Annotated in this window: 18 protein-coding genes, 2 tRNA genes and 1 pseudogene; 8 read left to right on the top strand and 13 right to left on the bottom strand. The window is 70.6% G+C overall.

Annotated features, from left to right (window positions below; genetic code table 11):
* Positions 1-7 precede the first annotated feature (7 nt).
* From AC13HU_RS11550 to AC13HU_RS11525, 6 genes are all read right to left on the bottom strand, one after another.
* Positions 8-562, bottom strand: coding sequence for a TetR/AcrR family transcriptional regulator (locus AC13HU_RS11550; protein WP_483041713.1), 555 nt, complete (start codon positions 560-562; stop codon positions 8-10).
* 66 nt (positions 563-628) lie between these two features.
* Entirely contained in the window at positions 629-1057 is a 429-nt protein-coding gene (locus AC13HU_RS11545) for a MaoC family dehydratase (protein ID WP_483041712.1), read from the bottom strand.
* On the bottom strand, positions 1057-1554 hold the full coding sequence (locus AC13HU_RS11540) for an FAS1-like dehydratase domain-containing protein (RefSeq protein WP_483041711.1): 498 nt from the start codon (positions 1552-1554) through the stop codon (positions 1057-1059). Before AC13HU_RS11540 ends, AC13HU_RS11545 begins: the two co-directional genes overlap by 1 nt.
* Before the next feature lie 227 nt (positions 1555-1781).
* On the bottom strand, positions 1782-1946 hold the full coding sequence (gene rpmG, locus AC13HU_RS11535) for a 50S ribosomal protein L33 (protein ID WP_004571794.1): 165 nt from the start codon (positions 1944-1946) through the stop codon (positions 1782-1784).
* Positions 1947-2030: 84 nt separating this feature from the next.
* A tRNA-Met gene (locus AC13HU_RS11530) sits at positions 2031-2103 on the bottom strand.
* 46 nt (positions 2104-2149) lie between these two features.
* Positions 2150-2222, bottom strand: a tRNA-Thr gene (locus AC13HU_RS11525).
* A gap of 458 nt (positions 2223-2680) precedes the next feature.
* Between AC13HU_RS11525 and AC13HU_RS11520 the strand changes: the two genes are divergently transcribed.
* Together AC13HU_RS11520 and AC13HU_RS11515 are read left to right on the top strand one after the other, a co-directional pair.
* Entirely contained in the window at positions 2681-4075 is a 1395-nt protein-coding gene (locus AC13HU_RS11520; RefSeq protein ID WP_483041710.1) for an amidohydrolase family protein, read from the top strand.
* A gap of 9 nt (positions 4076-4084) precedes the next feature.
* A complete protein-coding gene (locus AC13HU_RS11515) occupies positions 4085-4747 on the top strand; it encodes an NAD(P)H-binding protein (RefSeq protein WP_483041709.1) in 663 nt (220 codons plus the stop codon).
* A 138-nt stretch (positions 4748-4885) separates the two neighbouring features.
* Here AC13HU_RS11515 and AC13HU_RS11510 read toward each other — a convergent pair whose 3' ends face one another.
* The 5 genes from AC13HU_RS11510 to AC13HU_RS11490 form a co-directional block, all read right to left on the bottom strand.
* Positions 4886-5653 carry a class I SAM-dependent methyltransferase gene (locus tag AC13HU_RS11510; protein WP_483041708.1) on the bottom strand — a complete coding sequence of 256 codons (768 nt, stop codon included), beginning with the start codon at positions 5651-5653 and terminating at the stop codon, positions 4886-4888.
* 47 nt (positions 5654-5700) lie between these two features.
* Positions 5701-6060, bottom strand: coding sequence for a DUF742 domain-containing protein (locus tag AC13HU_RS11505; protein ID WP_483041707.1), 360 nt, complete (start codon positions 6058-6060; stop codon positions 5701-5703).
* A 49-nt stretch (positions 6061-6109) separates the two neighbouring features.
* On the bottom strand, positions 6110-6532 hold the full coding sequence (locus AC13HU_RS11500; protein ID WP_483041706.1) for a roadblock/LC7 domain-containing protein: 423 nt from the start codon (positions 6530-6532) through the stop codon (positions 6110-6112).
* 72 nt (positions 6533-6604) lie between these two features.
* On the bottom strand, positions 6605-9502 hold the full coding sequence (locus AC13HU_RS11495) for a sensor histidine kinase (protein ID WP_483041705.1): 2898 nt from the start codon (positions 9500-9502) through the stop codon (positions 6605-6607).
* Positions 9503-9789: 287 nt separating this feature from the next.
* Positions 9790-10953: a transposase domain-containing protein gene (locus AC13HU_RS11490; RefSeq protein ID WP_483041704.1), complete on the bottom strand. Its 1164-nt coding sequence runs from the start codon at positions 10951-10953 to the stop codon at positions 9790-9792.
* 342 nt (positions 10954-11295) lie between these two features.
* Here AC13HU_RS11490 and AC13HU_RS11485 point away from each other — a divergent pair, with 342 nt between their 5' ends.
* The 4 genes from AC13HU_RS11485 (at position 11296) to AC13HU_RS11470 (ending at position 15343) form a co-directional block, all read left to right on the top strand.
* A complete protein-coding gene (locus AC13HU_RS11485; RefSeq protein WP_483041703.1) occupies positions 11296-12093 on the top strand; it encodes an ABC transporter ATP-binding protein in 798 nt (265 codons plus the stop codon).
* 29 nt (positions 12094-12122) lie between these two features.
* Positions 12123-13118 (top strand): ABC transporter permease, encoded by a 996-nt coding sequence (locus AC13HU_RS11480; RefSeq protein ID WP_483041702.1) that lies wholly within the window; start codon positions 12123-12125, stop codon positions 13116-13118.
* A gap of 125 nt (positions 13119-13243) precedes the next feature.
* The gene (locus AC13HU_RS11475) at positions 13244-14302 is read left to right on the top strand and encodes an ABC transporter substrate-binding protein (RefSeq protein WP_483041701.1); all 1059 of its coding nucleotides are present in this window, start codon (positions 13244-13246) and stop codon (positions 14300-14302) included.
* Between the two features lie 378 nt (positions 14303-14680).
* Complete coding sequence (locus tag AC13HU_RS11470; protein WP_483041700.1) at positions 14681-15343, top strand: hypothetical protein; 663 nt, start codon at positions 14681-14683, stop codon at positions 15341-15343.
* A 56-nt stretch (positions 15344-15399) separates the two neighbouring features.
* Here AC13HU_RS11470 and AC13HU_RS11465 read toward each other — a convergent pair whose 3' ends face one another.
* Entirely contained in the window at positions 15400-15924 is a 525-nt protein-coding gene (locus AC13HU_RS11465) for a hypothetical protein (protein WP_483041699.1), read from the bottom strand.
* 80 nt (positions 15925-16004) lie between these two features.
* Between AC13HU_RS11465 and AC13HU_RS11460 the strand changes: the two genes are divergently transcribed.
* Positions 16005-16223, top strand: a complete 219-nt coding sequence (locus AC13HU_RS11460) for a DUF6011 domain-containing protein (protein WP_483041698.1) — start codon at positions 16005-16007, stop codon at positions 16221-16223.
* A gap of 74 nt (positions 16224-16297) precedes the next feature.
* Here AC13HU_RS11460 and AC13HU_RS11455 read toward each other — a convergent pair whose 3' ends face one another.
* Positions 16298-16738, bottom strand: coding sequence for a hypothetical protein (locus AC13HU_RS11455; protein ID WP_483041697.1), 441 nt, complete (start codon positions 16736-16738; stop codon positions 16298-16300).
* Positions 16739-16863: 125 nt separating this feature from the next.
* Between AC13HU_RS11455 and AC13HU_RS11450 the strand changes: the two are divergent.
* Positions 16864-17124, top strand: a pseudogene (locus AC13HU_RS11450) (GntR family transcriptional regulator); the annotation flags it as partial.
* Between the last annotated feature and the right edge of the window lie 371 nt (positions 17125-17495).

The raw sequence follows: 17495 nt of genomic DNA, 5'->3' as shown, positions 1-17495 counted from the left end.
GCCCCGGTCAGTCGGGCCTCGCCGGCTCGTAGAACCCTTCCCAGTTCGGATGGCCCGGCGGGAAGCCCAGCGAGACGAGGGTGTTGATCAGCATTCCGTACGCGAAGAACCGCGTCGTCTCTTCGACGTCCGTGCCCAGCGCGGCGCGGACCTCGTCCCACATCCGCTGCCAGCCCGCCCTGAGCGTCGAGCCGAACTCGTGGTCGCCGCCGGCCTCCGCGGCCGCGACCGCCGCGTACATCTGCATCTGCATCAGCAGCTTCTCCGGTTCGTCCTGGAGGAGTTGCTGGTACGCGGCGGCCATCGCGTGCATGCGGCCCTCGGCGGGGACGCAATCCACGGCCTTCGCGAAGACCTCGCGGGTCTGGGCGAGGCAGTGTTCGGCGGCCGCGAGGAAGATGGCCTGCTTGTTGGGGAACAGGCGGAACAGGTAGGGCTGGGAGACACCTACGCGGCGGGCGATCGCTTCGGTGGACGTGCCCTTGTAGCCGCCCTGGGCGAACTCGCTCATCGCCGCGCTGATGACGCTGACGCGTCGGTCCTCCGCGCTCATCCTTGCCATGCGGATTAAGTTAGTGGCCAATCACTTACTAGTCAACATGTTCGGCGGAACGGGGTGGGGCGCGGGTCAGGCGAGGCGGACCACGGCGCGGGACATGCCGAGGACCTTCTGGCCGTCGGAGGTGGCGACGAGGTCGATACGGACGCGGCGGTCGTCGAGCTTGGCGGCGACCTTCGCGGCGACGTGGACGGTGGCGCCGCGGTCGTCGTCGGGAACGACGACCGGCTTGGTGAAGCGGACGCCGTACTCCTCGACGGCACCGGGATCGACGGTCCAGTCGGTGACGACACGGATCGCGACGGCCATCGTGAACATGCCGTGCGCGATGACGTCGGGCAACCCGACCTCGCGGGCGAACTTCTCGTTCCAGTGAATGGGGTTGAAGTCGCCCGAGGCGCCGGCGTACTGCACGAGGGTGGCCCGGCTGACCGGGAAGTCCCTGGCGGGCAGTTCGGTGCCGACCTCGACGTCGTCGTAGGCGATTGCCGCGGCCATCACTCGTCCCCGCTCTTGTCGCTGCTGCTGCCACTTTCGCCGGCGTCGTCCGGCTCGGCCGCGCGGGCCACCAACTTCGTCAGGGCGGTCACCACATGCTCGCCGGACTCGTCGTGGATCTCGCCGCGGATCTCGATGACGTCGTTGCCCGCCAGGGACTTGATCGTGTCGATCGTGGAGGTGACCGTGAGCCGGTCGCCGGCCCGAACCGGACGGCGATAGGCGAACTTCTGGTCGCCGTGCACCACCCGGCTGTAGTCGAGCCCGAGTTCGGGGTCACGGACCACCAGGCCGGCCGCCTTGTAGCTGATCGCGAAGGGGAAGGTCGGCGGCGCGATCACGTCGGGGTGGCCGAGCGCCTTGGCCGCCTCGGCGTCGACGTACACCGGGTTCGGGTCGCCGATCGCCTCGGCGAACTCGCGGATCTTCTCCCGGCCGACCTCGTAGACACTGCTGGGCGGATAGCTCCGCCCCACGAAGGACGGGTCGAGGGCCATCGTTACCTCCGGATACGGATGGGGTCGGCACATGCCGCGCGGGTCGGGACATGCCGTGAGGCCGCCCCCGGAATACGGGAACGGCCTCACGGTAGAGCTTCAGCCGGACATGGTCCGGACTTCCGCCGATGCGGAGCCCGGAGTCGCGGTCTGCCGGAACCGTATGATCCCGGCGGCCTGCCGCGAACAGCCTCGCCTCGGCAGCACTTGGAGAGGTGTCGCCTGGGTCAGCGGGTCTCGCGGTGCGCGGTGTGAGCGTTGCAGCGGGGGCAGTGCTTCTTCATCTCAAGACGGTCCGGGTCGTTGCGCCGGTTCTTCTTGGTGATGTAGTTCCGCTCCTTGCACTCAACGCAGGCCAGCGTGATCTTGGGGCGGACGTCGGTGGCGGCCACGTGAGTGCTCCTTGACGAACGGGTGTTATGAACACAGGAAGAGTAGCCGATCGAGGGACCGAACCCGCAATCGGCTACGGAGAGTAGCGGCGACCGGACTTGAACCGGTGACACAGCGATTATGAGCCGCTTGCTCTACCGACTGAGCTACGCCGCCTCGACGAACTGGCCCCCGCCGAGACGACGGGGGACCGATCCATCAGAGCCCCAATACGGAATCGAACCGTAGACCTTCTCCTTACCATGGAGACGCTCTACCGACTGAGCTATTGGGGCGAGCGAGGAAGACATTACACGCTCCGCAGCGATACGTGAAATCCGTATCCGGCGGGGCACATCGGACCTGGCGGACACCCGAACCACGCCTCCCCCGGGGCCCGTCGGCGCCGTTTCCGCACCGCGTCCGCGACCGCCGCGGCACCGCGTCCGCGCCTCGTACGTGTCGGGGCGGGCGCCTCCCGGATGCCAGGGCGGGCACCTCTTCCGTGTGGCGTCCGCGCCACGTCGGGAGCCGCGCCCCGGGCCCGTGGACAGCACGTTTCGCGCGACCCCGGCCGGTACGACTAATGCGCTCCTGCCGGGACCTCGCCATCGGGCGCCCTACGCTCGGAGTGCGTGATCATGCCGTTTGCCCTGCTCCCCGATCATCTTCCGTGATCTGCAGATGATCGCCCGTCGTCCTGTCCCGTGATCCTGCCTCCCACCGCTCGCAAGGCCCGTACCGGAGGAGCGCGATGACCGACAGCCCCCGCGGCACCACCGCGGAGACCGCCACCCTGCTGCTGTGCGGCGCCCACCTCACCGACGGCCGGACCGTAGACGTCCGGCTGAGCGGCTCGCGGATCGAGGCCGTGGGCACCGCGGGCAGCCTTGCCGTGTCCGCGGACCGGCCCGACCGCGGGGGTGGCGGCGAGCGGTCCGCCGACCGTCCGGTGCGCGGCGACCGCATCGACCGGCCGGACCGCACCGACCGTTCCGACCTGGGCACCCGCGGCGCCCGGATCGACCGCGGCGCCCGGATCGACCTGCACGGCTACCTCCTGCTGCCCGCGCCCGCCGAGCCACACGCGCACCTGGACTTCGCGCTCACCGCCGGCGGCCCGCCCTCCGGCGACACCGAGGACGTCCAGCGCCGCGCCACCGAGGCCGCGCTGCTCCAACTCGGCCACGGCGCCACGGCGGTGCGCAGCCATGTACGGATCGGCGACGTCCGCGGGCTGCGCTCTTTGGAGGCGGTGCTCCAGGCCCGGCAGTCGCTGCGCGGGCTGCTCGACGTGCAGGCGGTGGCGGTACCCAGGGTGCTGACCGGCGCCGCCGGCGCGGACGGCCTGGCGATGCTGCGCGACGCGCTGAAGATGGGCGCTTCGGCGGTGGGCGGCTGCCCGGACCTCGACCCGGACCCGAGCGGCTACGCCGAGGCGGTGCTGACGCTGGCCGCCGAGTTCGGCCTGCCGGTCGACCTGCACACCGCCGCCGACGACCCGGCGCGGATGGCCCGGCTGGCCGCGATGGCCGGCGGGCTGCGGCCCGGCGTCACCCTCGGCCCCTGCCACGGCCTGGCCACGCAAGGACCGGATGGCGTGGCGCGCACCGCCGACCGGCTGGCCGCCGCGGGTGTCTCCGTGGTCGCGCTCCCCCAGGGCGGCTGCGGCGCCCTGGACCGCTGCGCGCCCGCGCCGGACACCCCGGCCGCCCGCGCCGCCGCCTCCGTCCGCCCGCTGGCACCGCTCACCGCGGTCCGCGCACTGCGCTCGGCGGGAGTGCGGGTCACCGCGGGCAGCGGCGCGCTCTGCGACCTGGCGAACCCGGTGGGCCGCGGCGACCCGCTGGAGGCGGCGTTCCTGCTCGCCTCGCACGGCGAGTGCGCTCCCCAGCGGGCGTACGACCTGGTCAGCGCCGAGGCCCGGGCGGTACTCGGGCTGCCGGAGGTACGCGTGGAGGCGGGCTTCCCGGCCGAGTTGCTCGCCGTGCGCGGGGAGAGCCTGGCCGGCGTGCTCTCGCTCGCCTACAGCCGGATCGTGATCCACCGCGGCCGGGTGGTCTCCCGGACCAGCGCGGTGCGCGAGTACTGCGACTCGTCCGGCGACGCGGCCCTCGACCTCCCGCGCCAGGCGCACCGCGAGGCGTAGCGTCACGGCATGCGTACGGTGATCGCTGGTGGACACGGACAGATCGCGCTGCGGCTCGAACGGCTGCTGAGCGGGCGCGGGGACAGCGCGGCCGGGTTGATCCGCAACGCCGCCCAGGCTGACGACCTGCGGGCGGTGGGTGCCGAACCGGTCGTGCTCGACCTGGAGTCGGCGACGGTGGAGCAGGTGGCGGCGGTACTGGAGGGCGCCGACGCCGCGGTGTTCGCGGCGGGCGCGGGCGCGGGCTCCGGGGCGGCGCGCAAGCAGAGCGTGGACCAGGGCGCGGCCGTGCTCCTCGCGGACGCGGCCGAGCGGGCCGGGGTACGGCGCTTCCTGGTGGTCTCGTCCATGGGCGCGGACGCGAAGGCGGCCGGCGTGGACCCCGTCTTCACGGCGTACCTGCGGGCGAAGGGCGCGGCGGACGACGCGGTGCGGGCGCACGAGGGGCTGGACTGGACGATCCTGCGCCCGGGTGCCCTGACGAACGACAGCGGTACCGGCCGGGTGCACCTCGCCGCGTCCACCGGGCGCGGCTCGGTCCCGCGTGATGACGTGGCGGCGGTGCTGGCGGAGTTGCTGACGGCGCCCGGCACGGCCGGGCGGACCCTGGAGCTGATCGCGGGGCCCGACCCGGTGGCGGAAGCGGTGCGCGGAGCGGCTTCCGGGGGCTGAGGGTCCGGGGCACGCGGTCCGGCCCGCGAGGTGTGCGGGTCATGTCGTGCGGTCCGGGTCACGCGGTCACGCGATCACGGTCACGCGGTCCGGATCACGCGGTCCGGGGCTCCCGTACGTCAGGGGCCGGCCCGTACGTCAGGCGCCGGTCCGGTGACTGCGCCAGCAGTAGCAGACCAGGGGCAACTGGACCAGACCATCCCGCACTTCCGCCGTTTCGCGGACCTTCGCCTCGATCCGGGCCGCGAGTTCCGCCTGCCGCTCGGCCGGCAGCGCGATGAACCTGCTGTAGGTGGCGAACATGGCGGTCACCTCCTCGGCGGTCATCGCGGCGGTCCAGGTGACGGCGTGTGTCACCGGTTCGGTGAAGGGCACGCCGGCCGGCAACCACGGCCCGTCGTTCATCCGCGCGATCAGGTCCCCGACCCTGTCGTCGGTCCCCATCTCGTCGTGGACGTAGGCGTCCAGCCGGTCGAGCCACGGCACCCGCCGGTCCCTGCGCGTGTACAGGACGCCGAGCGTCCCGCCCGGCTTGAGCACCCGGGCGATCTCCGGGAGTGCGGCGGCCGGGTCCATCCAGTGCCATGCCGCGGAGATCGTGACCGCGTCGACCCGGGCGTCGGGCAACGGGATGTGCTCGCCGGTCCCTTCGAGCACCGTCGCCCGCGGACAGGCGCCGGCCAGCACCTCGCGCATGCGGGCATCGGGTTCGACCGCCACGACGTCCTCGGCGCGGTCGGCGAGCTGACGGGTCAACAGGCCGGTCCCTGCGCCCAGGTCGAGCACCGAGGGGCAGTCCGCGGGCAGCAGCCAGTCGAGCGCCTGCGCCGGCGGCCCCATCCGGTAGCGGTCGTAGTCCTGCGCCGCGGCACCGAAGGACACCGCGAGCTGGGGCAGTTGGGACATGGCACTCCGTAGGTCGTCGTCCGGGGAGACGGGCTCCGGCGGGGAAGTCACAGGCCGCGCAGACCGGTGAGCACCCTCTCCAGCAGCGTGACGTCCGGCCGTCCCCCTACGTGGCCCGGCTGCTGGACGTTGACGAAGCCGCCCTCGGCCAGGTCGCCCACCAGGACGCGCGTGACGCCGAGCGGGATGTTCAGCAGCGCTGAGATCTCGGCCACCGAGATCAGGTTCATGCACAGCCGACAAATCGCCTGCTGCTCGGGGAACAGCCGTACACCGCTTTCCCAGGCGCGTGCGGTGGTGCCTACCAGCGCCTCGAGCGCGAAATCGGTCCGCGCTGTCGTACGTCCGCGTGTAACGGCGTACGGGCGCACGAAAGGCGACGAGTTGCGCCTGCGGTCTGCACTCACGAACACACATCCTTCCGGGTGTGACGCGGACGGCTGATCGCACCGGGCCTCACTCGGCCAGCGCGCTCTGCAGCTCTCTGCGCACGGCGGGGGTGAGCACGTCGCCGGTCCGTTCGACCAGCAACGTCATCTCGTAACCGACGACTTTCATGTCGCAGGTGGGCGAGGCGAGCACCACCAGGACGGAGCCGTCGCTGATCGACGTCAGGAAGAGGAAGCCATTCAGCATGTCCACCACGGTCTGGGTGACCGCCCCGGCCTCGAACAGCGTGGCGGCTCCCTGCGTCAGGCTCGCCAGACCCGAGGCCATCGCGGCGAGTTGGTCGCCCCGGTCCTTGGGCATGGACGCCGAGGCCAGGAGTTGGACGCCGTCCGAGGAGACGACCACCGCGTGCGCGACCCCCGGCACCTGCTTGACGAAGTTGGCGATGAGCCAGTTCAGGTTCTGCGCTGCGTTGCTCAGGTCTCTCATGGCTGTGGCTGCTTCCTATGCTGCTGGGGACGTCGTCCGGGGGCGCTGCGGGCGAAGGGAACGGCAACCGGCTCATACCGGACCCGATCCGCCCGGTGACCGGCCATGCCCGTCGTCACGCCCGGCCCCGTACTTCCCCCGCCTGACGCCCTGGTGGAAGCTCGACAACCGCTCCCTCATCACGTCGGCCTGGCGTGGTGCGGCCGGCGCCGCGTTCGGCTGCGGCGCTCCATCGCGCGCCACCACACCGGGCGGGGAGTTGCCGGGCGGCACGCGCCGGGGCAGTCCCTGAGCGGTCGTACCTCCGGTCGTCGAACCTCCGGTCGTCGGCCCGCCGACCGGCTGCCAACCGGTGTCCGGCAGCCCACGGCCCGGCTGTGCGCGGTCCGGTAGTGCGTGGTCCGGTTGTCCGCCGCCCTGCTGTCCGCGGTCCGGTTGTCCATGGCCGCCCTCCGGGTCGGGCCAGCCCGACCTCGTCGACTCGAAGATCGGCAACCGCTCGGACCCGGGTCCGCCCGGCGCCGAGCCGGGGTAGGCGTGCCGACCGGGCTGCGGCTGCGGCTGCGGCAAGGCGGGCAGGTGGGCGCCTGGTGCGTGGGACGCGGCCGGCGGGAGCCCTTCCCGCGCCACGCGGCCGTCCGCGTCGGCCGAAAGCGGATGTTCCTCGAGCGGCTGCACGAACCAGGAGAAGTCGTGACCGGGCTGGGCCGCCGCCTGCTCCTCGTCGTTGAACCACGGGAAGCCGCCTTCCGGCGGACCTGAGTGGCGCCCGGTCGGCGTCTCCTCGTACCGCCGGCCAGGCGCGCCGGTCTCCACCGCCGGACCGTGGGAAGTCTCGAACCGCGGTTCGCCGACCGGCCCCGACGGGACCCCGGAGCGGAGCACTCCGGCGAGGTCGGGAGTGTCGTACTGGCCAGGGCGCATGGTCGACTGGTCGAACGCCGGTCCCGCGCCGGCATCGATCTCGCCCACGGACAGCAGCAAGGCCGGCGGAATCCGGATCAGCGCGTTGAGGCCGGGCCGGCCGGAACCGGTCAGCCGCACCTGGATGCCGTACTTGGCCGCCAGCCGCCCGACGACGAACAGACCCATGCGGCGGGATATCGCCACGTCGAGCACGGGCGGCTCGGCGAGCCGGCGGTTGATCCGGTCCAGTTCCTCGGGCCGGATGCCGATGCCCGCGTCCGCGATGTCCAGAACGACGTCGCCGGAGGCGAGTATCTTGCCTCCCACCAGCACCTGGGTCTCGGGGCCGGAGAACGCGGTGGCGTTCTCGATGAGCTCGGCCACGAGGTGGACGACGTCGGTCGCGGCATGACCGGCCACCGCCACGTCGGGCAGCTCGTACAGCACCACGCGTTCGTACTGCTCGACCTCGGCGGTGGCGGCGCGGACCAGGTCGAACAGCGACACCGGCTGGTTCCAGCGGCGGCTCTGCTCCTCGCCGGCGAGCACCAGAAGGTTCTCGTTGTTGCGGCGCATCCGTGTCGCGAGGTGGTCGAGCTGGAACAGGCTGGCCAGCTGACTCGGGTCCTGCTCGCTGTTCTCCAGGTCGTCGATGAGCTGGAGTTGCCGCAGCACGAGGCTCTCGCTGCGGCGCGACAGGTTGGTGAAGATCGCGTTGACGTTGCTGCGCATCCTCGCCTGCTCGGTGGCGAGCCGGACCGCCTCGAAGTGCACGCGGTCGAAGGCGCGCGCCACCTGGCCGACCTCGTCCTGCGTCTGCAACTCGATCGGCTGGACCCGCACCGGCTCGTCCGTCTCCGCGGGCTCCAGGTCGCGAAGCCGGCGGACGGCGTCCGGCAGGCGGTTGTCCGCGACGTCCAGCGCGGAGACGCGCAGCGTGCGCAGCGGCCGCACGACGGACCTGGCGAGGACCAGGGCGCCGAGGAAGGACAGCGCGACCACCGCGACGATGATGGCGATGTTCTCGTAGAGCTGGGTCCGCCCGGCCGACAGCAGGTGCGAGGCGCGCTGGTTCATGTCCGCGACGGCCTGTCGCTCGACGATCCGCACCGCGTTGAGCTTGTCCGTCAACTGGTTGAACGCGGTGGCCTTGCTGATCTTCAGGCCGGCGAGCGGAATGCCCTCCTGCGCGGCGGTGGAGACCGCCTGGACGGTGCCGTCGGCCGCACCGACCTTGTCGCCGCTGACCGTCGACTGGTAGAGGTTGAGGATCGAGGTCGGTGCGTTGTTGGCGAGCGCGTTACCGGCCGTCTCGAACTGCGCCTGCTCGATGTTCTCCTTCTGCTCCAGCGTGAAGTCACCGCGGTCCAGCACATCGACGAGATAGCCGCGTTCGCTCGACGTCTGCTGCTCGATCTGTTCGACCGAGGACAGCGTGGCGACCAGGCTGCCGAGCGTGTGATCGGAGCTGACCGCGGCGAGCTGGTCGCTGAAGTCCAGCAGGTCGCCGATGATCGTGCTGTACGCGCTGAAGGTCGGCGTGCCGGCGCCGGCCGCGAGTCCCCGTGCGGAGGCACGCAGCGGGTTCAGGTCGCCGAGCCGGGCCTCCCCGCGTGCGCCGAGTTGCCGCACCGCGGCGGGCAGGGCGCTGACGCTGCTCTGTTGCCGGCGCAGGCTCTCGTCGAACTCCTGCACCTGCGCGTTGGTGGTCCGCTGGGCCGCCGCCAGTTCCTTGTCCTTGGCGACGCCCGATCCGTTGAGCGCGACCTCGGTGAGGTCGCGCTCGTCGTCAAGCGCGCCGACCAGAGTGGAGATCTGTCGCGCGATCTGCGTCTGGCCCTGGATGTGGGCCGCGGACCGGAGGCTGCCGACCTCGGAGACCACGCGCACACCGACGAGCGGGATGATCGCGATCAGCGGGACCAGGACCAGGACCAGCATGCGGCTGCGGAGCCGCCAGTCGCCCAGGTGACGCTTGACGCGCAGCCCGGCGAGGACCTTTCCGAACCCGGCGGCGGTCCGCTTCGGTTCGGGAGCGGAACGGGATCTCCGTGCCGCTGTCACGGTATCGCCACATTGTGATGCGCCAAGCGGTCCCCGTACGTCAACGGATAGCCGGCTTCCCGAGACCCCTGGTCTTCCATTTACTAACCCTTAACCCTCATAACGTCGCAGCGCAACACGGCGACGCTTGGTCATTCGGTTCACCACAACGACCGCTCGACTCAGGTAGACACCAAGTCGCAGGCGCCTTGCTTCCGCTCCGCGCGCTGGTCAGGGATCTCATTTCAGCACACGCACACCCACCGGAGCAAAGGCTCTCGCTACTGACTTAAGGCGGCCGACCCCGGTCACACCGCCCGACCGCGCTCCGCAACCGAAATCGAACCCTCCGAATACATCGGGGATAGCAGGTGCCCTACCGCGTGATACGTGCAGAGCATCGCATATATTTCCTGCTGGATGAGTTCGGGACTTTTCGACCGCAATACCGCCCGCGGCCCCGCGATCCGCCCCGCGAATCGACCGACACCATTTCCACACATCTCCACCACACTCTCGTGGCGGGCCGTGATCTCGTCCGCCGCCACCGCCTCGTCGAGGAACGACGTGACCAGCACCGGAGCACTCCCATCGGGTTCGGACCGCCAACCGGGACCCGAAGCGGCGGCACCGCACGGCACCACGCGGACGACGAGCCCGGACTGCGGACCGCCGGCCAGGTCGTCCGGCGGCAGTTTCGACAGGTACGACCCGTCGGGCAGTTCGCGCACCACCGGCAGGAAGTACGCGGCGTCGCCGCGGCCACCCACCCGCCAGATCTGGTGGGCGCCGGCCGCGGCCAGCACGTTCCACATCGCCGATGGGACCGCTTCCTGCTCGCCGACCACCAGCGCCCCCGCGCCGAGGAGGTCGTGCGGCCATTCGGCGATGATGCCCTCGATGCCCAGCGCGCGGCTGGGGGCGATGGCCGAGGCCGCGGAAAGGTGCAACCGGCACTCGGTGAGCGAGACCAACCACACGTCCAGCGGACGCCCCCTCGCCCGTCTGTCCGTCTCCACCTGGTCCACCCGCTCCACCTGGTCGCCGGCGCGCCCCGTCCCCTGACACGTGACGTCGGGCACCGCGTACGCGGCCCGGTTCGCGGGAGTGTCCGGCACCTCCATGGCGAGACTCTCGAAGACGAACACCCGCTCGCCGCCCGGCCGCGCCGATTGCCCGGTCGCCGTGGCCACGTGGGCGCAGAGCTCCTTGAGAGGTTCGACGCCCAACCGCATACGGGCCCGGGCGATGGCGGCCGCGGTGGCCAGGTCGCCAGTGTCCTGGAACAACTCGGGGAGGCCGCCGGTCAGCTTGGCCAGCACCTCCTCGTAGGAGGAGGTCCCGAAGAGCCACATCGCGAGCGCGAAATACATCATGAGCCGCGCGGGCAGCAGCCGCCGGCGGCGCTCTCGCCGCTCGGCTTTGTCCACCAGCCGGTCCATTAGTTCCGGCCGGAAAGTCTGGACGAGCATGCGCAGAACGAGCCGGTCCGGAAGGTAGGTTTCAGACGGTATGCCGAGATAACGGAATGCCATCGCTAGAAACTACCCCCGAAGAACACGCCACGTCTAACCATCGTCGACAATCCACAGAAACCACACTTTACGGATTTTCTACGGACACCGGACGGTCGGCGAACGAGGCCAGCGGCATATTCAGCGCCGCGTCCGCGCTTAAGTCAGTACACTCGTGCTGGGCAAGGTTGTTCTCCCGCGCCGGGTTCTGGCAGCCTCACTGGCGTGACGAGCGAATCCCAGCGTGAACGCATCAATGGGGCGGTCACATCGCGGCAACCGACGACGCCTCCTATCGTGATGCGCAATGTGACCAAATACTTCAGCACCCCGCAGGGCGGCAATCACGAGGTCCTGCGCAACGTCAATTTCTCGGTGGCGGCCGGAGATTTCACCGCGGTCGTCGGTCCGACCGGCTGCGGGAAGTCGACCACGCTCTCGCTGATCTCCGGCATGGACCGGCCGGACGCCGGCGAGGTACTCGTCGACGGCAGCCCCGTGGACGGGCTGGCCAAGGACGTGGGCTTCGTCTTCCAGACGGACGCGGTGTTCCCCTGGAAGACGGTGATCGGCAACGTGGCGGCCGGCCCTCGCTTCCGCGGCGCGTCACGGCGTGAGGCGCACGCCGACGCCACCGACTGGATACGCCGGGTCGGCCTGGCGGGGTTCGAGCGGTACCACCCGCACCAGCTCTCCGGCGGGATGCGCAAACGGGTCGCACTCGCCCAGACGATGATCAACCAGCCGCGGGTGCTCCTCATGGACGAGCCGTTCGCCGGCCTGGACGTGCAGACCCGGCAGATCATGTCCGACGAGCTGCTCTCCCTGTGGGATCTGACCCGGCCCTCGGTGGTGTTCGTCACCCACGACCTGGAAGAGGCGATCTCACTCGCCGACAAGGTCGTCGTCATGACGGCGGGACCGGCCACCGTGAAGGAGACGTTCGAGATCGATCTCCCCCGGCCCAGGAATCCACGCGAGATCCGGCACACCCCCGATTTCGTCAAGATCCACGAGCGGATCTGGGAGTCCCTGCGGGACGAGGTGCAGGTCGCCTACCGCCGCACCGTGACCGCGACGCCCGAGACCGCGGCCTGACCCACCCCCGCCGGAAGAGGCATGAGCGCATGAACGTGCACGGTCCCCGGTCGACTGCCGATACGGCGGACGCCAGCCCCGACACCATCAGCCCGACCGACGACACGGCTAACGGCACGACCGAGGTCACGATCGACGGCACGACCAGCGGCACAACCGACGCGGCAGCGGACGCAGCGGACGCGGCGGACGCCAAGGATCGGACCGGCCGGGCGGCCCGGCGGCAGCGGCGGCGGCGCCAAGTGCTGGTCAACTTCGCCAGGGTCGTCGTCTTCGCCCTGTTCGTCGGGCTGTGGCAGGGGCTCGCCTCGGCGGGGACCATCGACACGTTCTACTCCGGCGAACCGTCCGGCATCTGCTCGAAGTTGTGGGACTGGGTACGCCACGGCACCTCGCAGGGCTCGCTGTGGGACCAGGTGTGGGTGACGCTCCAGGAAACGCTGATGGGCTTCGGGATCGGGGTGGCCCTCGGCGTCGTGTTCGGCATCCTGCTGGGCCGGCTGCGCTTTCTGGCGGACGTCTTCGCCCCCTATATCAAGACGCTGAACTCGATACCGCGCATCCTGCTCGGGTCGGTGTTCGCGATCTGGTTCGGCCTCGGCATCAGCTCCAAGGTCATGCTGTCGGCGGTGCTGGTCTTCTTCGGCGTGTTCTTCAACGCCTTCCAGGGCGCCCGCGAGGTGGACCGCAACCTCATCGCCAACGCCCGCATCCTCGGCGCCGGGAACACCAAGGTGACCCTGCACGTCGTCGTCCCGTCCGCCCTGAGTTGGATCACCACCAGCCTGCACGTCGCGTTCGGCTTCGCGGTCACCGGCGCGATCGTGGGCGAACTGCTCGGGGCGCAGCAGGGCCTCGGGCTGCTCATCTTCCAGGCGCAGGCCAACTTCGACCCCAACGGCGTCTACGCGGGCCTGCTCATCACGGCCGCGTTCGCCCTGGCCGCCGAAGGCTTGATCACGCTCCTGGAACGGCGCCTGCTGCGGTGGCAACCACGCCCGCAGAGGTCCGGCGCAGGGGCGTGACGTGACATGACCCCGATAACCGACGTGATCTCCCTGATGAAGGTTCACCCCGCAATGACAGGCGGAACGCGGCGCGGCCGAAGACGGCCGACGACACGCCCGCTCCCGAGGAGAAGGCAAGGCGCATGTGGCACAAGAAGATCGTTCTCATAGCCGCGACGACGTTTCTGGCTGCAGGGCTGACGGCCTGCTCGGACGACAAGTCCGGCAGCAGTGACGCGGCGAGCGAGGGTTCCCTGCCGAAGGTGACGATCGCCCTGTCGAACCAGGCGAACCAGAGTTACCTCCCGCTCATCCTCGCCCAGCGGTTGGGCTACTTCACGAAGCAGGGACTGGACGTCAAGATCGACAACCTCCAGAGCACCCCGCAGGTCTCCGATGCGCTGCTCAAGGGCGATGTCCAGGGCATGATCGGGTTCTTCGACCACAACCTCGACCTCCAGGCCAAGGGCAAGAGCACCGAGGCGGTCGTCCAGTTGCTCCAGGCGCCGGGCATGGTCGAGATGACCCGCGCGAACGAGCCGTCGCTCAAGTCCCCGGCGGACCTGCGGGGCAAGACCGTCGGTGTGACCTCGCTCGGTTCGGCCAGCTCCAACATCGGGTCCTACCTGGCGGTCCACAACAACATTCCGCTGACCAAGACCCACCTCGTGGCCGTGGCCGCCGGGCCCACCTTCGTCGCGGCCTTCCAGCACAACCGGGTCGACGCCGGTATCACCACCGAACCGACGATCTCGACCCTGCTCAAGAAGCACCTCGGCACGATCGTCGCCGACATGCGCACGGCCGCCGGCACCAAGGCCGCCCTCGGCGGCCCGTACCCGGGAACCGCGCTGACCGTCCAGACGTCATGGGCGAACAGCCACAAGGCCACCACTCAGAAGATGGTCAACGCGATCTACCAGGCGCTCCAGTGGATGGAATCGCATTCGGCCGCCCAGATCACCGCCCAGGTCCCGGCCGACTTCTACTCCGGCAGCGGCAAGGACCAGTACATCCAGGCGCTGGCCAACGAGATGGGCATGTACAACCCCACCGGCCAGATGCCGACCGACGCGCCGCAGACCGTGCTGCGGGTGCTGAACGCGATCGACCCGGCCGTCAAGGGTCACAAGATCGACCTGGCGAAGACCTACACCGACGAGTACGTCCAGAAGGCGGCGCAGGAGACGTCCTCTTCCTGACTCGTGACGTCGTAATGTCCTGATCTCCTGGTTTCCTGATCTCCTGGTCTCCCGATGTCCTGATCTCCGGTCGATCCGGGGAAACGCCGCCCGGGAGAAGTCGCGTCGCTCGACCTTCCCGGGTTGCCGCGCTCGGCCTTCCCAGGTCGCCTCCCGCGTCACCCGAGTCTTCCGCCGTCCGGCGCGGCCGGCGGAGGGCTCGGGTGACGGAGCGGTCACGGACCGGGAGGGCGGGCGGCGGGCGGCCGTGACAGTGCGGTGCGGCATGGGTCGGCGCACACTGGCGAAGGGGCGAGGCCCGGCCCCGGGCCAGAGCGTCGGAGGGAGACGCCCATGCTGGGGATGCGTCGTCGACACAGGGTGTGCAGGACACGTCTGATGTGTACGGCCGCGGTGCTCACCGCGGCAGCCGTCCTCGGCGGGACGGCGACCGCCGGCACCGCGGGGGCCGCCACCGGGACGCGGAGCGGTGACAAGTCGGCGCCGCCGAGCCCGTCCGACCTGAAGGCCGCGCTGCTGACCCCCGGGGACACCGGGCTGAGCGGTGCGGACTCGACCGGCGGCGGTGGCGTCGGCGGCGGCGGGATCTCCGGCTGCGCCGCGCTCGTAAAGGTGCTGGACGCGCCGCCCGGGCCGGGGACGCAGGAGGCCGACTTCAACGGCGGGCAGACCGGGCCGCTGCTCAGTGAGGAGCTGACCGCGGGCCCGTCGGCCAAGGAAGCGGCCGTCTACGCGCGGGCCAAGGCCGCCCTCACCACCTGCCGCAACCTCACCCTCACCGAGGGCGGCACCCGGCTCGCCCTCACGCTGGCCCCGGTCCACTTCGGCGGCGCCGAGACCACGGCGACGCGCATGGAGGGGAAGTTGAGCGGCGTGCAGGTCGACGGGTACCTCGCCTTCGGCCGGGTCGGCCCGGTCCTGGTCGGCTACATGTTCTTCCAGATCGCCGGCGACTCGCCCCAACTCGCCTCCACGCTCTACCAGAAGGCCGTGGACAAGGTCCACCGGACCGTCTCCGAGGGCGGCGGCACGCCCGTCTGAGACCTACGGTGCGGCGCCGTCAGCGCCATGCGGCGCCGTCAACTCCGTGCGGTGATTCAGCCCGTGGCGGCCAGCGCCTCGCGGGCGATGTCCGGGACGGTTCTGCCGTCGGTGGCCACGCGGACGGCGTCCGCCGGGGTCAGCTCGTCCAGGAGCCGGGCCTTGCGGATGCTGTTGCCCACCTCGTGCGCCGGCTCCGTACCGAGCTCACGGCCCGTCAGCCGCGCGGTGGCGGTGACGTCCGAGGCGGTGAGCAGGACCCGTACGATCCGCAGATCCGCCCCCATCGCGCGGGTGAACATCGCCGCCGACTCGGGCAGCACGCTCACGGTGTTCGTATGGACCAGGTGCCGGTAGCCGAGCTCGGCGTAGTTCGCCCACAGCGCCGCCAGATCGCGCTCGGTGATCCGCGAGCGATCGGCATCCCCCTCCGGCGCCGGATGCACCTGCCCCATGAAGTCGCCCTCCACGACCGCTTGCGGCACCGCCGCCACCCGCGATCCCGCCGAAACCTCCCACGCCACCGTCGACTTGCCGACGCCCGCGCGCCCTCCGATGAGCAACACCTCTGCACGTTCCACGCCGCCGAGCGTGCCGGCCCCCACCCGTTCCGCGCGACCGGTATACCCGCAGTCGCCGGGGTATCGCGCACACTGTCCTCATGACCTCTGACGCCCCGCTGCCCGGCCTCGCCACCGACGCGGAGTTGGCGGCGGGGCGTCGTGTCGTCCTGTGCGGCATGTGCGGGCATCCGCTGTCCGATGCGGCGAGCCGCGCATGGGGGCTCGGGGAGAACTGCCGGCGCAAGTTGGGCGGGGACCCGGCCGTGCGCCGCCCCGGGCGGTTCGAGGTCGACCAGGACGGCATCCCCGGGGTCTGAGTTCAGCGCACCGGTTCCCCGGGTTCGTCCGGGGTTGTCCGCGTTCGGGGTGCCCGCATCCTCAGCCCATGCGTTCACAACGACATGAGGCAGTACAGCCGGTGCCCGTGTGCGTGGGCCGACCGGGCTATCCCCGCAAGGGCGCCGAGGAACGAGGCGAGGTCCGCCGGGTCGGCCTCCCCGTGGAACTCCTCTTCCCGCGACCAGGGAACCGCGACCTCGCCCAGCTTCTCCGGCGTCGCCGCCGCGAGGGCGTCCCGCAGATCATCGGTGAGGGTGACCAGCCACGAACTCTCGTCCTCCGGGCTGCTGAGCAGATCGTTGCACCGATCCCGCGCGACGATCTCCTCGTACGGAACCCCGGTGAGCCGCGACTCAAGCGTGCCCATCTGCACGTAGGAGTCAATTCCCTTGGTGCACACGGTCGGCAGGCCCACGGCCTCCGGACCGGCCCCGAACGCGGTCAGCGCGACGCCGTCGTCCGGAGCGCTGAAGTAGTCGTAGAGATTCCCCATCCCCGAATCGTCCCATCCGGGTCCGACACCGACACCGACGCCGACGCCGCGTTCAGCCTCGCTCGTACCGTGTGGTCGCCCTCGTCCGTCCGTTCGGGCGTCAGCCCTACGGCTAGTTTGTCCACCTGCCTGGTCAGCCGCCGTATCTCCTGATCGCGGACGCCCTCCGCCAGCGCATCGCCGACCAGGAGTGGCCCCCGGCGACCGCCTCCCCTCGCGCGCCGACCTCGCCGCCGCGTACGGCGTCGGCGACAACGTCATCCGCCGCGCCCAAGAACTGCTGATCTCCGTGGGCACCCTCGAAGGCCGCGCCGGCTCCGGCACCTACGTGGCCGCACCGCGCGAACGGCTCCGCATCGTCCCGCTCCCTTGACCGCGAGCAGCCCGACAATCCATGACCTGGAATACTGACAAGCTGGCGGGTACGGCAGTGGTTCACGGAACGCCATGAGACCAGAAATAACCGATATGACCGATTCATTGGAAGTAAGCAAAACCACGCCTCGGCCGCGATAGACGTGCAGGTCGCCGAGCCTGCTCCCCGCGCGAGCGGGGCTGTTCCCGAAGAACTCATCGGACTGGTCTCCGACGAGATCTGCTCCCCGCGCGAGCGGGGCTGTTCCCGACTTCTGGCTCATCGACGACCGCCTGGTGATCTGCTCCCCGCGCGAGCGGGGCTGTTCCCCGGAGCAAGGGCGGACCAGACCCCGGACCAGTGGTACTCCCCGCGCGAGCGGGGCTTCCACGGGGCTGGGAG

It is taken from the genome of Streptomyces sp. NH27 (assembly GCF_056859195.1).
This window is presented reverse-complemented; position numbering and strand designations above follow the sequence as displayed.

What these genes read in the sequence shown, in the direction of transcription:
- AC13HU_RS11460 (WP_483041698.1), top strand. Translation starts at nt 16,005, where the DNA reads ATGACCTCTGACGCCCCGCTGCCCGGCCTCGCCACCGACGCGGAGTTG.
- AC13HU_RS11485 (WP_483041703.1), top strand. Translation starts at nt 11,296, where the DNA reads ATGCGCAATGTGACCAAATACTTCAGCACCCCGCAGGGCGGCAATCAC.
- AC13HU_RS11455 (WP_483041697.1), bottom strand. Translation starts at nt 16,738, where the DNA reads ATGGGGAATCTCTACGACTACTTCAGCGCTCCGGACGACGGCGTCGCG.
- AC13HU_RS11480 (WP_483041702.1), top strand. Translation starts at nt 12,123, where the DNA reads ATGAACGTGCACGGTCCCCGGTCGACTGCCGATACGGCGGACGCCAGC.
- AC13HU_RS11500 (WP_483041706.1), bottom strand. Translation starts at nt 6,532, where the DNA reads ATGAGAGACCTGAGCAACGCAGCGCAGAACCTGAACTGGCTCATCGCC.
- AC13HU_RS11545 (WP_483041712.1), bottom strand. Translation starts at nt 1,057, where the DNA reads ATGGCCGCGGCAATCGCCTACGACGACGTCGAGGTCGGCACCGAACTG.
- AC13HU_RS11470 (WP_483041700.1), top strand. Translation starts at nt 14,681, where the DNA reads ATGTGTACGGCCGCGGTGCTCACCGCGGCAGCCGTCCTCGGCGGGACG.
- AC13HU_RS11550 (WP_483041713.1), bottom strand. Translation starts at nt 562, where the DNA reads ATGGCAAGGATGAGCGCGGAGGACCGACGCGTCAGCGTCATCAGCGCG.
- AC13HU_RS11490 (WP_483041704.1), bottom strand. Translation starts at nt 10,953, where the DNA reads ATGCTCGTCCAGACTTTCCGGCCGGAACTAATGGACCGGCTGGTGGAC.
- AC13HU_RS11475 (WP_483041701.1), top strand. Translation starts at nt 13,244, where the DNA reads ATGTGGCACAAGAAGATCGTTCTCATAGCCGCGACGACGTTTCTGGCT.
- AC13HU_RS11540 (WP_483041711.1), bottom strand. Translation starts at nt 1,554, where the DNA reads ATGGCCCTCGACCCGTCCTTCGTGGGGCGGAGCTATCCGCCCAGCAGT.
- AC13HU_RS11510 (WP_483041708.1), bottom strand. Translation starts at nt 5,653, where the DNA reads ATGTCCCAACTGCCCCAGCTCGCGGTGTCCTTCGGTGCCGCGGCGCAG.
- AC13HU_RS11520 (WP_483041710.1), top strand. Translation starts at nt 2,681, where the DNA reads ATGACCGACAGCCCCCGCGGCACCACCGCGGAGACCGCCACCCTGCTG.
- AC13HU_RS11515 (WP_483041709.1), top strand. Translation starts at nt 4,085, where the DNA reads ATGCGTACGGTGATCGCTGGTGGACACGGACAGATCGCGCTGCGGCTC.